Annotated in this window: 9 protein-coding genes; 4 read left to right on the top strand and 5 right to left on the bottom strand. The window is 64.5% G+C overall.

Annotated elements, in window-relative coordinates:
* Both VF497_RS09720 and VF497_RS09725 read left to right on the top strand, forming a co-directional pair.
* Nucleotides 1–1,585 (top strand): sodium-translocating pyrophosphatase (locus VF497_RS09720; RefSeq protein ID WP_330888116.1); only part of this gene is annotated, 1,585 nt, incomplete at its 5' end.
* Between the two features lie 111 nt (nt 1,586–1,696).
* Nucleotides 1,697–1,921: a hypothetical protein gene (locus VF497_RS09725; protein WP_330888118.1), complete on the top strand. Its 225-nt coding sequence runs from the start codon at nt 1,697–1,699 to the stop codon at nt 1,919–1,921.
* A gap of 188 nt (nt 1,922–2,109) precedes the next feature.
* Here the strand turns inward: VF497_RS09725 and VF497_RS09730 are convergent, their stop codons facing one another.
* From VF497_RS09730 to VF497_RS09740, 3 genes are read right to left on the bottom strand one after another with little or no spacing between them, the layout of a single operon-like run.
* On the bottom strand, nt 2,110–5,232 hold the full coding sequence (locus tag VF497_RS09730; RefSeq protein ID WP_330888120.1) for a CusA/CzcA family heavy metal efflux RND transporter: 3,123 nt from the start codon (nt 5,230–5,232) through the stop codon (nt 2,110–2,112).
* Nucleotides 5,229–6,380, bottom strand: a complete 1,152-nt coding sequence (locus VF497_RS09735) for an efflux RND transporter periplasmic adaptor subunit (RefSeq protein ID WP_330888122.1) — start codon at nt 6,378–6,380, stop codon at nt 5,229–5,231. Before VF497_RS09735 ends, VF497_RS09730 begins: the two co-directional genes overlap by 4 nt.
* Nucleotides 6,370–7,830, bottom strand: coding sequence for an efflux transporter outer membrane subunit (locus VF497_RS09740; protein WP_414706875.1), 1,461 nt, complete (start codon nt 7,828–7,830; stop codon nt 6,370–6,372). The genes VF497_RS09735 and VF497_RS09740 overlap by 11 nt, the downstream gene beginning before the upstream one ends.
* Before the next feature lie 244 nt (nt 7,831–8,074).
* On the opposite strand from VF497_RS09740, the gene VF497_RS09745 reads away from it, so the two are divergent.
* Nucleotides 8,075–10,213: a prolyl oligopeptidase family serine peptidase gene (locus tag VF497_RS09745; protein WP_330888126.1), complete on the top strand. Its 2,139-nt coding sequence runs from the start codon at nt 8,075–8,077 to the stop codon at nt 10,211–10,213.
* Nucleotides 10,214–10,267: 54 nt separating this feature from the next.
* Here the strand turns inward: VF497_RS09745 and glyS are convergent, their stop codons facing one another.
* Both glyS and glyQ read right to left on the bottom strand, forming a co-directional pair.
* Nucleotides 10,268–12,415, bottom strand: coding sequence for a glycine--tRNA ligase subunit beta (glyS, locus tag VF497_RS09750; RefSeq protein ID WP_330888128.1), 2,148 nt, complete (start codon nt 12,413–12,415; stop codon nt 10,268–10,270).
* On the bottom strand, nt 12,415–13,335 hold the full coding sequence (glyQ, locus tag VF497_RS09755) for a glycine--tRNA ligase subunit alpha (RefSeq protein WP_330888130.1): 921 nt from the start codon (nt 13,333–13,335) through the stop codon (nt 12,415–12,417). Before glyQ ends, glyS begins: the two co-directional genes overlap by 1 nt.
* A 99-nt stretch (nt 13,336–13,434) precedes the next feature.
* Here glyQ and VF497_RS09760 point away from each other — a divergent pair.
* Nucleotides 13,435–14,531, top strand: a 1,097-nt coding sequence (locus VF497_RS09760; RefSeq protein ID WP_330888132.1) for a GspE/PulE family protein, incomplete at its 3' end; no start/stop codon positions are given.

The raw sequence follows: 14,531 nt of genomic DNA on the forward strand, positions 1-14,531 counted from the left end.
GACGCATGCGCTGCACGCGCTGGTCGGCCTCGCGTTCGGCTCGTCGCTGATCTCGATCTTCGCCCGCCTCGGCGGCGGCATCTTCACCAAGGGCGCCGACGTCGGTGCCGACCTCGTCGGCAAGGTCGAAGCGGGCATTCCGGAAGACGACCCACGCAACCCGGCCGTGATCGCCGACAACGTCGGCGACAACGTCGGCGACTGCGCCGGCATGGCCGCCGACCTGTTCGAGACCTACGCGGTCACCCTCGTCGCGACGATGCTGCTCGGAGGCGTGCTCGCGACCGAACTCGGCGCGAACGGCGTGCTGTATCCGCTCGTGCTCGGCGGCGTGTCGATCGTCGCCTCGATCATCGGCACGTTCTTCGTCAAGACCAAACCCGGCGCGAAGATCATGAATGCGCTCTACGTCGGCGTCGCCGTCTCGGCGATCCTTGCCGCGATCGCGTTCTATCCGATCACGACGCAGCTGATGGCAGACGCCAAGGTCGGCGCGATGAACCTCTATTTCTGCGCGCTGATCGGCCTCGTGCTGACCGCAGCCATGGTCGTCATCACCGAGTACTACACCGCGACCGAATACGCACCCGTCCGTCACGTCGCACAATCCTCGACGACCGGGCATGCGACCAACATCATCGCCGGCATTGGCATCTCGATGAAGTCGACCGCGTATCCGGTGCTCGCGGTGTGCGCCTCGATCTGGGGTGCGTATTCGCTCGGCGGCCTGTACGGCATCGCTATCGCCGCGACGGCGATGCTGTCGATGACCGGCATGATCGTCGCGCTCGACGCCTACGGCCCGATCACCGACAACGCCGGCGGCATCGCCGAGATGGCCGAGCTGCCGAAGGAAGTGCGCGCGGTCACGGATCCGCTCGATGCCGTCGGCAACACGACCAAGGCGGTGACCAAGGGCTACGCGATCGGCTCGGCCGGTCTCGCCGCGCTGGTCCTGTTTGCCGACTACACGCACAACCTCAACGGCCAGCCGGGCCTCGCCGGCATCACGTTCGATCTGTCGAACCATTACGTCATCATCGGCCTGCTCATCGGCGGCCTGATCCCGTACTTGTTCGCCTCGATGGCGATGGAAGCGGTCGGCCGCTCGGCCGGTGCCGTGGTCGAGGAAGTGCGTCGTCAGTTCCGCGAGATCAAGGGCATCATGGAAGGCACGACCAAGCCCGACTATTCGCGCGCGGTCGACATGCTGACCAAGGCGGCGATCAAGGAGATGATGATTCCCTCGCTGCTGCCCGTGCTCGTGCCCGTCGTCGTCGTGTTCGGCTTCAAGTGGCTCGGCGGCGCGGTCGCCGGCGCGCAGGTGCTCGGCGGCTTGCTGATCGGCACCATCGTCACCGGCCTGTTCGTCGCGATCTCGATGACCACAGGCGGCGGCGCCTGGGACAATGCGAAGAAGTACATCGAGGATGGCAACTTCGGCGGCAAGGGCTCGGACGCGCACAAGGCCGCGGTCACCGGCGACACGGTCGGCGATCCGTACAAGGACACCGCGGGACCGGCGGTGAATCCGCTGATCAAGATCATCAATATCGTAGCCCTGTTGCTGATCCCACTGCTTTAATCGAGCCAAACCGACCTCTCCCGCGACTCTCGTCGCGGGAGAGGTCGGCGAACGGAAGGTCTCATGCGCAGATTCTTGCCTTACGGGGAACTTGCTACTCGGCATCTCGGGATGTTGCTGCTGATCGCCCGTATCCTCACGCTGACAGGCTGGTTGGTCGCGCTGCTCGCCGTCTGCCTTATCGTTTCCTCATTTTCCAACCCTCTCTGGCAATTCGGTGCGTTGAGCGGAACGCTCATGTTGGGTTATGCGTTCGGATTTTTGATCGTCGGCGGAATTCTCGCCGCGCTCGTCGCCATCGAAGAGAACATGCGGCGCAGAACGCCCGAATATTGAAGCCAAAAGCCGCTCGCTGGATGACTTTCGATACGTGAAGCGGCGTGCTTCAGTTCATCGAGGAATCCGTTGCGGTTTGCGCGAATTCGGCGGATGGAACCCGAACGTGCGTCGGTATCCGCATGCGCAAGGGTGGACCGGTGCGCTGGTTTCGCTTGGCCGCAACGCGGTCGCCCGCCTTGGCCCGCTCAAACTTCCAGCCTGTCCCCCGGCCGCGCCACCAACGCGTACAGCGCGGGCATCAGGTAGATGCTGATGAGCAGGCGCGTGAACAATCCGCTGACGATGACCAATGCGAACGGGCGCTGCGTGTCGGTGCCGATGCCGGTGGCGAGTGCGGCGGGCAACAATCCCAATGCGGCGACGAGCGCGGTCATCATGATCGGGCGCAGGCGCAGGATCGCGCCTTCGCGGATCGCGACGGCGAGCTCCATGCCCTCGCCGCGCAGTTCGTTGACATAGGAAATGTAGACGACCGCCGTCTGCACCGACACGCCGAACAGGGCAAGGAAGCCGATGCCGGACGACACCGAGAACGGCGTGCCGCTGAGCCACAGCGCGAGGATGCCGCCGGCCGGCGCGGACAGCACTACGCCGAGCACGGTGATGAACGGGAACTTGAAATTGCCGTACAGCAGGAACAGCAGCAGGAAGATCAGGAACAGCGTCAGCGGCAGGATGATGCTCAACTCGTGCCGCGATGCGGTGTATTCCTTGTACTCGCCGCCCCAATCGAGACGGTAGCCCTGCGCCAGATGCACCTTGGCATTGACCTGTGCCATCGCGTCCTCGACCGCGCCGGCGAGATCGCGGTCCTGCACTGAAAACTGCACGCCGATGTAGCGCGAATCGTTCTCGCGGTAGATGAAGGACGCGCCGTTGGTCACTTCGATCCGGGCGAATTCCTTGAGCGGAATCTGCGCGCCGCCCGCCGTGGCGACGGGGATGCGTCCGATCGATTCGGCATCGTCGCGATACGGGCGATCCAGACGCACGACGAGGTCGAATTGCTTTTCGCCCTGCACGACCTGCGTCGCCGCGCCGCCACCGATGGCCGTCGAGATGAGATTATTGATGTCGTCGACATTCAATCCGTAACGCGCGATCTTGGCGCGGTCGATGTCGATGCTCAGGCTCGGCTGGCCGAGTTCCCGAACCAGGGTCACGTCGCGGATGCCGCGCACGCCTTCGAGAATCTGCTTGATCTCCTTGCCGCGCGCTTCGAGCGTGTGCAGGTCGCGGCCGAACACCTTCACTGCGAGCGCGCTCTTCAGTCCCGTTTCGGCCTCGTCGACCGCGTCCTCGGCCGGCTGCGTGTAGTTGTAGGTGATGCCGGGGAAGGATTTCAGTTTCGCATCCATCGCCGCGATCAGCGCGGCCTTGTTGCGATACGCGCCGTTCCACGCCGAATACGGCTTCAGGCCGACGTAGAACTCGACGTTGAAGAAGCCGGTCGGATCGGTGCCGTCGTCGGGACGGCCAAGTTCGGACGCCACCGTCGTCACCACCGGGAAAGACTTCAGCAGGTCGCGAATCTGCGGCGTGATCTTCGCCGACTCGGCGTAGGAAATCGTGTACGGCATGGTCGCGCGCACCCACAGCGCGCCCTCGTCCATGTGCGGCATGAACTCGGCGCCGATGCGCGGCGTCAGCAGCAGCGACAGCACCAGCACGATAACCGAAACTGCCGTCGTCACGCGCGGACGCGCGAGGCACCAGTCCAGACCGCGCGTATAAAAACGCTGGATGGCCTCGAACATCCTGTTGCGGCGTTCGATCACGCCGCGATGCATGAAGATCATGCACAGCACCGGCAACAGCGTGAGCGTGAGGATCAGGGAACCGGCGATGGCGAAGATCATCGTATCGGCCATCGGCTTGAACAGCGTGCCCGACGGACCGGTCAGCACGTAGATCGGCAGGAAGCCGGCAACGATCACCGCGACGGCGTAGAACAGCGGGCGGTCCACTTCGGCGGCGGCTTCGAGAATCACCTGTTTGATGTCGAAGTCGGAACCGCGCCGTGCCGCGATCTGGCGATAGATGTTCTCCACCATCACCACGGCGCCATCGACGAGGATGCCGAAATCCACGGCGCCGATGGAAAGCAGGTTCGCCGAGGCGTTCTGCAAATCCAGGCAACAGAACGCGAACAGCAGCGCGAGCGGAATCGTCACCGCGACGATGAGGCCCGCGCGCAGATCGTAGAGGAAGAACACCAGCACGACGACGACGAGCAACATGCCGCGCAGCAGATTGTCCTGCACCGTTTGCGTGGTCAGGTCGATCAGATCGGAGCGGTCGTAGAAAGGATGCACCTTCACGTCGGGCGGCAGGATGCCGTTGTTCAATTCGTCGGTCTTGGCCTCGACGCGCTTGAGCACGTCCTGCGTCTTCTCGCCGGTGCGCATCAGGATGACGCCTTCCACCGCGTCGTTCTGTTTCTCGTAGCCGAACTCGCCAAGCCGCGGCGCAATGCCGATCTCGACTCGGCCGACGTCCTTCACCAGCACCGGGGTACCGTTGGTCACGGCGAGCACGACGTTGCCGATGTCCTCCAGCGTCCGCAGGCGGCCGACGCCGGTGACGTAGTAGAACTGTCCGCCCTGCGAGTAGAAACCTCCGCCGGCGTTGCTGTTGTTCGCACCGAGCGAATTGGCTATTTGCGCGACCGACAAACCGGCCGCGGCGATTTTCGCCGGATCGAGCTGCACCTGATACTGCATGGTGCCGCCGCCGAATCCGGAATCGTCGGCGACACCGGCTACGGCCTTGTATTTCGGCTCGACGATCCAGTCCTCGAACGTTTTCAGCTCCATCGGCGAGCGGTCGGAGCTTTGCAGCACGTAGCGATAGATCAATCCGGACGGCGACGACAGCGGCGACACCGACGGCGATACGCCGGACGGCAGGCTGATTCCGCTGAGCCGATTGAATACGTGCTGGCGGGCGAAGTATTTGTCCACGCCGGTGTCGTAGGTGAGGATGACGTGCGACAGTCCGTACAGCGAAATCGAACGCTTCGTCGCCACGTCCGGAATGCCGTTCATGCCCAATTCCACCGGCACGGTGATGAGGCGCTCGACTTCCTCGGCGGCATGGCCGGGCCATTGCGTGATGATCTCGACGATGGGCGGCGACAGATCCGGATACGCATCCACCGGCAGGCGCATCAGCGAATGCAAGCCCGCCGCCACGAGCATCGCAGTGAGCAGCACGACGAGCAGGCGCTGGCCCAGCGCGGCGGCGACGATGCGATGGATGAACGACGCGCCGCGCGGCGGCGGCGCGGAAGCCGGATCGCCGCTCATTGGCTTTGCATGAACTGCAGGAACAGGCCGCCGTCGGCGACGATTTGATCGCCGGCCTTGAGGCCCGTGTCGATCTGATAGTTGTCGCCGTCGCGATAGCCGGGCGTCACATGCGCGCGCGCGAAACTGCCGTCGGCTTGCGCGACGTACACGAACGGCAGATTTTCGTCGTCGCGCAGGATCGCCGACGCCGGTGCCATCAATCCGTTCGTCTCGTTGCGCGACACGAGGCTCACCGGCACATACATCTGCTTCTTCAGCGCGCCGTGCGGATTGTCCACACTCACGCGCGCGACGACCGCACGCGTGGTCGCATCGACTTCGTCGGCGACATTGGTCACCTTGCCCTGCAGCGTCGTGTCGCCGACCTGGATCTGCGCACCGTCGCCGACGCCCACCTGGCCGATGTCGGCGCCGAACACCTGTGCGAGCACCCACACGCGCGACACGTCCGCGAGGGTAAAGCAGGCTGTGGTCCCGACTTGCAGCAATTGGCCCGGCGTGATGAGTCTTTCCACGACGATGCCAGCCAGCGGCGCGCGGATCGTGCCGCCCGGAAATGCGATGTCACGGCCGGAGGCGATTGCGGCGATGGATGGGGCATCCACGCCGAGCGAGGCGAGCGCCTGACGCGCGGCGTCGCGGTCGGATTCGGCGCCGACCGCATCGGATTGCGCCTGCGCGGCCTCGCGCTCCGACACGCCCTTGTGCGCGAGCAGATCCTTGTCCACGTCGGCGACGCGGCGCGCATTGCGCGCGGCGGCTTCGGCCTTGCGATAGGCACCGACCGCGGCGGCGAAATCCGGCGAATCCACCGTCGCCAACGCCTGACCTTTCTTCACGCGGTCGCCCGGCGCGACCAGCAGCTTGCTGACAGGCCCGGAAATCGGCGCGAGCACGCCGGTGGCGTGATCCTCGTCGAAATCGACCGTGCCGGACGTCTGCACGGCCTTGTGGAACTTCGCTTCGGCGACGGTATACAAATGCACATGCTGCATTTGCGCCGCCGTGAGCTTGAGGTTGCCTGGCGCGGCCGACGCCGGCGGATTCACGTTGCCGCCGGACGAGCATCCGGCCAGCAGCAATCCCAGAACGGAAACCACGGCGCGTGAACGGCGGCCGGTCGAATGGATGGTTTCACTCTTCATCGTTTTTCCCGGACAAATCCGCGCGATGCCACCAGCCGCCGCCAAGCGCAAGATAAAGCGCCGCAGTGTCGGCGTAGCGATTGGCCTGCGCCTGGATCAGCACGATGCGCGCCTGCTGCCACGCCTGCTGCGCATTGAGCAGCGCCAGATAACTCGCGTAACCCGCCTGCGTCTGCCGCTGCGAAAGTTCGAGCGTCGTCGTGGCCGCATCAGCGGCGGCGGCGGCGGCTTGCAGCGCCTTGGCGTCTTCGTCGAGCGCCGTCAGCGTGTCGGCGACATTCTGGAAGGCGGTCAACACGGTGCTGCGATACTGCGCGGCGGCCTGCACGAGTTGCGCTTTCGCCGCGCGCTCCGCGTGCAGCAGCTTGCCGCCCTCGAAGATCGGCGCGGCGATGTCGAGGCCCACGCCCCAGAAACCGGTGCCGGACTTGAACACGTTGCCGATTTCCAGCGCCGTGCTGCCGGCATTCGCGCTCAGCGTGATCTGCGGGAAACGGCTGGCGATGGCGACGCCGACCTGCGCGCTGGCTGCGTGCCAGTTCGCCTGCGCCTGACGCACGTCGGGTCGCTGCTCGACCAGTTTCGAGGGCAGGCTCAACGGCAGATCCTGCGGCAAGCTCAGGCTCGCCAGATCGAAATCTTCGGCCTGCGCCTGCGCCGGAAACTCGCCGGCGAGCACGGCAATCAGGTGCCGCTGCTGTTCAAGCTGCTTGCGCAACGGCGGCAGGCTCGCCTGCGTCTGCGCGAGCTGCGATTCCTGCGCGGCGAGATCGAGCCGGCTCGCGTAACCCTTGTCGAACTGGTAGCGCAATATCTGAACGGATTGCGTTTCGATGTCGACGAGCTGCTCGGTCGCTGCCACCTGCCCGCGCAGCGACGCCTCGTTGACTGCCGCGTTGACGACATTGGCCGCCAGCGCGATATGCGCCGCGACCAGCGCGAAGCGGACGGCCTGCGCCTGCGCCTCGAACGATTCCACGGTGCGCCGGTTGAGGCCGAACACGTCCGGCACGTAGGACACGCTCAACTGCGGCGTGAACAGGCTGTACTGCAACGCATTGTCGGCCGGTGTCGGCGACAGCGTGCCCGGCTGTTTCTGCCGGGTCGCGGAAAAATCCGCGTTGACCGCGGGGAAATACGCACCACGCTGCGACAACGTGTTTTCGCGCGCCGCCGTCAACGCCGCGCGCGCGGCATCCAGGTCGGGATTGTTCTTCAGCGCGCGCTCGACCAGCGCGTTCAGCGACGTCGAGTGAAGCAGCGTCCACCAGTCATCGGGAAGGTCCGCGTCTTCGGCAAAACGCTGCGCCGCGCCGCCTGCCACTGGCGCGCTGGCCGTCTGCGCGGGCTGCGCCTGGGACGTGTAGGTTTTGACATCCGGCGGCGCCGGCTTGTGGAAATCCGGGCCGAGAGCACAACCAGCAAGCAACAGAGCGGCGCAGCACGACACGCACGTCTCCGCGCGCGGGCGGGGAACCCCCACGATCTTCCGCACCGCCATCCGGACTCCGTCAGCCGATTATGTAACGATATATCATATCAGACGATCGTTAAGTAGTTCCGAATCGACGCGTGATGTCGGATTCGACGACACGACCGCAGTCGATGCCCGGGATGGTTGGCGCAAGGCCAACTTCTGGACGCCGATGCCTGCTTCGGCCAAGCTTTGCGCTTTCCAATCAAGGAAGCCGCACATGCACCCGCTCTGGATCGCCCTCGCCGCCGGCGTGACGCTGGCCGCCTGCTCCCACATCGAACAGAAACCGACCGCCGTGACCCAGAACGAAACCTCGACCGCCGCCGTCGAAGACCCCTACCTCTGGCTCGAAGAGACCGACAGCGCCAAGGCCCTCGACTGGGTCAAGGCGCGCAACGCGGAGTCGGTCAAGGCCTACGGCTCCTCGCCCGAGTTCGAGAAGACGCGCGATGCGATTCTCGAAGTGATGGATTCGGACGCGCGCATTCCGTACGTGTCGAAGATGGGCGCGTACTACTACAACTTCTGGAAGGACAAGGCGAATCCGCGTGGCCTGTGGCGGCGCACGACGTTCGCCGAGTACCGCAAGGAGCATCCGCAGTGGGAGACGTTGATCGACGTCGACGCGCTCGGCAGAGCCGAAGGTGTCAACTGGGTCTGGCACGGCAGCGACTGCCTCAAGCCCGAGTATCGCCACTGCCTCGTCTTCCTCTCGCGCGGCGGCGCCGATGCAAGCGTGATGCGCGAGTTCGACTTGACGACCAAAACCTTCGTTAAGGATGGTTTCGCGCTGCCGGAAGCCAAGCTGCAGGCGAACTGGATCAACAAGGACCGCATCTACGTCGGCACCGACTTCGGCCCCGGCTCGATGACCAAGTCGAGCTATCCGCGCATCGTCAAGGAATGGAGGCGCGGCACGCCGCTAGCCGATGCGGCGATCGTGTATGAAGGCAAGGAAGACGATCTTTCGATCAGCGCATACCGCGACGACACGCCCGGTTTCGAACGCGACTTCGTCTCTCGCGCCATCGATTTCTGGAGCAGCGAGAGCTTCCTGCGCGACAAGGACGGCAAGCTCACGAAGATCGACATTCCGCTCGATGCGGCTGGCTTCGGCACGCATCGCGAGTGGATGACGGTGCAGCTGCGCAAGGCGTGGGCCGTCGGCGGTAATACCTATGCATCCGGCTCGCTGATCGCGATCAAGTTCGATGACTTCATTGCCGGAAAACGCGAGTTCGCCGTGCTGTTCGCGCCGAGCGAAACCACTTCGCTCGCCGGCCATTCGTGGACGCGGCATCATCTGATCCTCAATGCGATGCACGACGTCGTCAGCCATCTCGAAGTGCTGACGCCGCCCGCCAAGGCCGACGGCGAATGGAAGCGTGCGCCGCTCGGCGGCGCACCGGCGCTGTCGACGATTTCGGCCGGTGGCATCGATGCCGACGCCAGCGACGCATATTTCCTCACCGTCAGCGGCTTCCTCGAACCGACGACGCTGTACATGGGCACGATCGGCCAGGGCGATGCCGAGCCGCTCAAGCACAGCCCGAGTTTCTTCGATGCGTCGAAATACGCCGTGCAGCAGAACTTCGCCACGTCGAAGGACGGCACGCGCGTGCCCTACTTCGTGATCGCGGCGAAGGACCTCAAGCTCGACGGCACGAATCCGACCCTGCTCTACGGCTACGGCGGCTTCGAAATCTCGCTGCAGCCGAGCTACTCCGGCAGCGTCGGCCGCGCCTGGCTCAGCAAGGGCGGCGTCTACGTGCTCGCGAACATCCGCGGTGGCGGCGAATACGGCCCGCGCTGGCACCAGGCCGCGCTCAAGGCCAACCGCCTGCGCGCCTACGAGGACTTCGCCGCGGTCGCCGAAGACCTGTTCGCGAAAAAGATCACCTCGCAGCCGCACCTCGGTGCGATGGGCGGCAGCAACGGCGGCCTGCTGATGGGCAACATGCTGACGCTGTATCCGCAACTGTGGAGTGCAATCGTCTGCCAGGTGCCGCTGCTCGACATGAAGCGCTACACCCACCTTTCCGCCGGCGCCTCGTGGATGGCCGAGTACGGCGATCCCGACAAGGCCGAGGACTGGGTGTTCATCAAGACCTTCTCGCCGTATCAAAATGTGGAAAAAGGCAAAAAGTATCCTCCGACCTTGTTCACCACTTCGACGCGCGACGACCGCGTTGGCCCGCACCAGGCGCGCAAGATGGCCGCGCGTATGCTCGAGTACGGCAACGGCGCATCGTTCTACGAAAACATCGAAGGCGGCCACGGCGCCGCGGCCGACAACAAGCAGGCCGCGTTCATGTCGGCGCTCGGCTACGAATATCTTTGGGACCACCTCAAGTAGGCGATCGACATTTTGATGAACGAAAAAGCCCGCGTTTTGCGGGCTTTTTCTGGATCAACTTCCCGGCAACAGCGAGATATCCGCCACGTCGAGGAACATGCAGCGCAGACGATTGAGCAACGCGAGGCGATTCGCGCGCTTGGCGACGTCGTCGACCATCACCATCACCGCGTCGAAGAAAGTGTCGACCGGCTCACGCAGGCCAGCGAGTTGCTGCAGTGTTTCGACGTAGCGGCCCTGCGCTGCGAGTGGTGCGATCGCGACGGCGGTCGCTTCGACCGCACGGTGCAGATCGGCTTCGGCACCCGCGTCGAGCAGCGCCGGATCGATCTTGTGGCCCGGTTCGCCGCCGGCCTGGCGCAGGATATTGCCGATGCGCTTGTTTGCCGCTGCCAAGGCTTGCGCCTGGGGCAGCTTGGTGAATTCGACGACGGCACGCAGGCGACGGTCGAAGTCGGTCAGGTCGGCCGGCGCAAGCGCGCGCACGGCTTCGAATGTTTCCGACGAGACGCCCTGATCGGCGTAGTAGCCGCGCAGGCGATCGAGAATGAATTCGTAAAGCTCGGCGGCGAGCACTTCGCGACGTGCACCCGCATCGAGCGCGGGTTGCTTGCCGTCCTTGCCCTTCGGCAGCCCTGCGGCGAGTGCCGCGTCAGGCAGCAGTTGCAGCGCTTCTATCAGCAACGCCTTGAGATCGAGTGCGAGACCACCTTCGATCAGCGTGCGTGCAAGTCCGAGCGCGGCGCGACGCAGCGCGAACGGGTCCTTGTTGCCGCTCGGCTTCAGACCGACCGCGAAGATGCCGGCAAGCGTGTCGATGCGCTCGGCCACGGCGAGCACTTGCGCGACCTTGCCTTGTGCGATCTTGTCGCCGGCGAAACGTGGTGCGTAGAACTCGTCGAGCGCCTGCGCGATCTCGGTATTTTCGCCGTTCGCGGTTGCGTAATAGCGGCCCATCACGCCCTGCAGCTCGGGGAATTCGCCGACCATGCGCGTGAGCAGGTCGCACTTCGACAGTGCTGCCGCACGCGTGGCGAGGCCGGCGTCGACACCGAGACGATTGGCGATCACGCGCGCCAGTTCGGCGACGCGCACGCTCTTGTCCCAGACGCTGCCGAGCGCCTGCTGATAGGTGACGTTTTTCAGCGCATCCTGCTGCGCGGCCAGCGGCGTCTTCAGGTCTTCGTCCCAGAAGAATTTCGCATCGGCGAAGCGCGGACGGATCACGCGCTCATAGCCTTTGCGGATCTCGGCCGGATCTTTCGATTCGATATTGGCGACGCCGATGAAGTGCTCGGTCAGCTTGCCGCTCGCGTCGAACACCGGCACGAACTTCTGGTTCGTCTCCATCGTCATCACGAGCGCTTCCTGCGGCACGGCGAGGAACTCGCGCTCGAACGCGCAGGCGATCGCGACCGGCCATTCGGTCAGGTTCGCGATCTCGTCGCAGAGCGCGTCGGACAGGCGCGGCACGCCACGGGTTTCTTTTGCCACGCGCGCGACTTCCTCGCGCACCCGCGCGCGACGCGCGGCTGGATCAGCCAGCACTTTTGCGGCACGCAGCGAGTCGACCCAGGAATCGGCTTCGGCGATATGCACCGACTGCGGATGATGGAATCGATGGCCGCGTGACTGGCGGCCCGACTTCAAGCCGAGAATTTCGCCGTCGACGATATCGCTGCCGTAGAGCATCACGAGCCAGTGCGCCGGGCGCACGAAGGTGTAGTCGTGATCGCCCCAGCGCATCGGCTTCGGAATCGGCAACGCCTTGAGCGCTTCGGCGACGATTTCGGAAATCAGTTCCGCCGTCGGCCGGCCAGGCCTTTCGCTGCGCGCGACGAAGCGTTCGCCCTTGATGTCGGTGATACGCTGCAATTGCTCGACGGCAACATTGTTCTTCGCCGCAAAACCCTGCAGCGCCGGGGTCGGTATGCCGCTCGCATCGAGACCGATGTTGAGATACGGCCCGAGCACTTCGGATTTCTGCGGCGGTTGTTCGGCGACGACAGCTGGGATCAGCACAGCGAGACGGCGCGGCGAACAATATGTTTTTGCATTCGCGGCATCGGCTTCGACGCCGCGCTTCTTCAAACCTTCCGCGATGCCAGTCGCGAACGCATTCGCCAGTTCATCGAGAGCCTTCGGCGGCAGCTCTTCGGTGCCGAGTTCGATCAGCAGGGATTTCTTCGTCGCCGTGGACATCAGGCGGCTTCCTTGTTGTTGTCTTGGCCTTTGTTCTTCAACCCGGGAAATCCGAGTTTTTTGCGTTGCGCGTAATACGCTTCCGCGACCGCACGCGCGAGCGTGCGTACGCGCAAGATGTAGCGCTGGCGCTCGGTCACGCTGATCGCACGGCGCGCGTCGAGCAGGTTGAACGTGTGGCTGGCCTTCATCACCTGTTCGTAGGCCGGCAGCGGCAGGCCCGCCTCGACGAGCTTTTTCGCCTCGGCCTCGCAAGTGTCGAACCACGCGAACAGCTTCTCGACGTTGGCGTGCTCGAAGTTGTACGTCGACTGCTCGACTTCGTTCTGGTGGAACACGTCGCCATAGGTGACGACGCCGTGCGGCGCCTTGGTCCAGACGAGGTCGTAGACGTTGTCGATGTTCTGCAGGTACATCGCAAGACGCTCGAGGCCGTAGGTGATCTCGCCAGTCACCGGCCGGCATTCGAGGCCGCCGGCCTGCTGGAAATACGTGAACTGGGTGACTTCCATGCCGTTGAGCCAGACTTCCCAGCCGAGGCCCCAGGCGCCGAGCGTCGGCGATTCCCAATTGTCCTCGACGAAACGCAAATCGTGCACGAGCGGATCGACGCCGAGCTGCTTGAGCGAGCCGATGTACAGATCGAGGATGTTGTCCGGATTCGGCTTCATCACGACCTGGTACTGGTAATAATGCTGCAGTCGGTTCGGGTTCTCGCCGTAGCGGCCGTCGGTCGGCCGGCGCGAGGGTTGTACGTAGGCCGCGGCCCAAGGCTCGGGACCAAGCGCGCGCAGGAAAGTGGCCGGATGGAACGTGCCCGCGCCGACCTCGGTGTCGAGCGGCTGCAGCAGCACGCAACCCTGCTCGGCCCAGTAGCGGTTCAGGGTCTGGATGATGTCCTGGAAAGTCGGGCCTGCCATTGGATTCACACTATCTACGCAGTTGCTGGCGGAAAGCGCGTTAGTATATCGGCTGGAGCGCGCGTACGCCGCGCCAGCAAAGCGAATCGGGGAGTTTTCATGGCCATCGCGCCACAACGCAATACGCCGGCCGCGGTGCCTGCGCACAAGCCCGACCCGGAGCTCTCGCTGCATCGCAAGCTCGATCTCGAAACCGTGCTCGGCGCGCTCAAGCGCGATGGCATCCTCGGCGAAGAGGATATGGTCAAGGTTCGCTCCGACGCACGCTCGGCGCGCAACCAGATCGAGCTGCATCCGCTCGTGCTGATCGCCAATCTGAAGCTGGCCAACGCGCGCGACAAGAAACCGCTCAGCCTCGAAGTGCTGAGCCTGTGGCTCGCCGAGAAAGCTGCTCTGCCCTACCTCAAGATCGATCCGATGAAGATCGACGTCGCCGCGGTCACCCAGGTGATCTCGCACGCGTACGCGCAGCGCTACCGCATCCTGCCGGTCGAGGTCAGCGCGCAGCATGTGACGATCGCGATCTGCGAACCGTTCGACACGCGCTGGCTCGCCGACCTCGGTCATATTTTGCGTCGCGAGATACGTCGCGTCGTCGTCAATCCGATCGACCTGCAACGCTATCTGGTCGAGTTCTACGGTGTGCAGCGCTCGATCCAGAAGGCGCGCGACGCGAAGACCGACGCGAACGCAATCCTCAACTTCGAGCAGCTGCTCGAACTGGGCAAGTCCGGCGACGTTGGCGCCGACGATCGCCACGTCGTGCACATCGTCGACTGGCTGCTGCAGTACGCATTCGAGCAGCGCGCCTCCGACATCCATCTCGAACCGCGCCGCGACACGAGTCCGATACGCTTCCGCATCGACGGCGTGATGCACAAGGTGTTCGAGCTGCCAACGCCGGTGATGACCGCGGTTACCGCGCGCGTGAAGATCCTCGGCCGCATGGACCTCGCCGAGAAACGTCGCCCGCAGGACGGGCGCATCAAGACGCGCTCGAGCGGCGGCCGCGAGGTCGAGCTGCGCCTGTCGACGATGCCAACCGCGTTCGGCGAGAAGGTCGTCATGCGCGTGTTCGACCCGGACATCGTGGTCAAGGAGTTCCGCCAGCTCGGCTTCTCGATGGACGAGGAGTTGATCTGGCGCGGCCTGGTCGAGCGGCCGCACGGCATCGTCCTCGTCACCGGCCCGACCGG

Origin of the sequence: Rudaea sp., assembly GCF_036383415.1 — a bacterium.
Classification (GTDB): domain Bacteria; phylum Pseudomonadota; class Gammaproteobacteria; order Xanthomonadales; family Rhodanobacteraceae; genus Rudaea.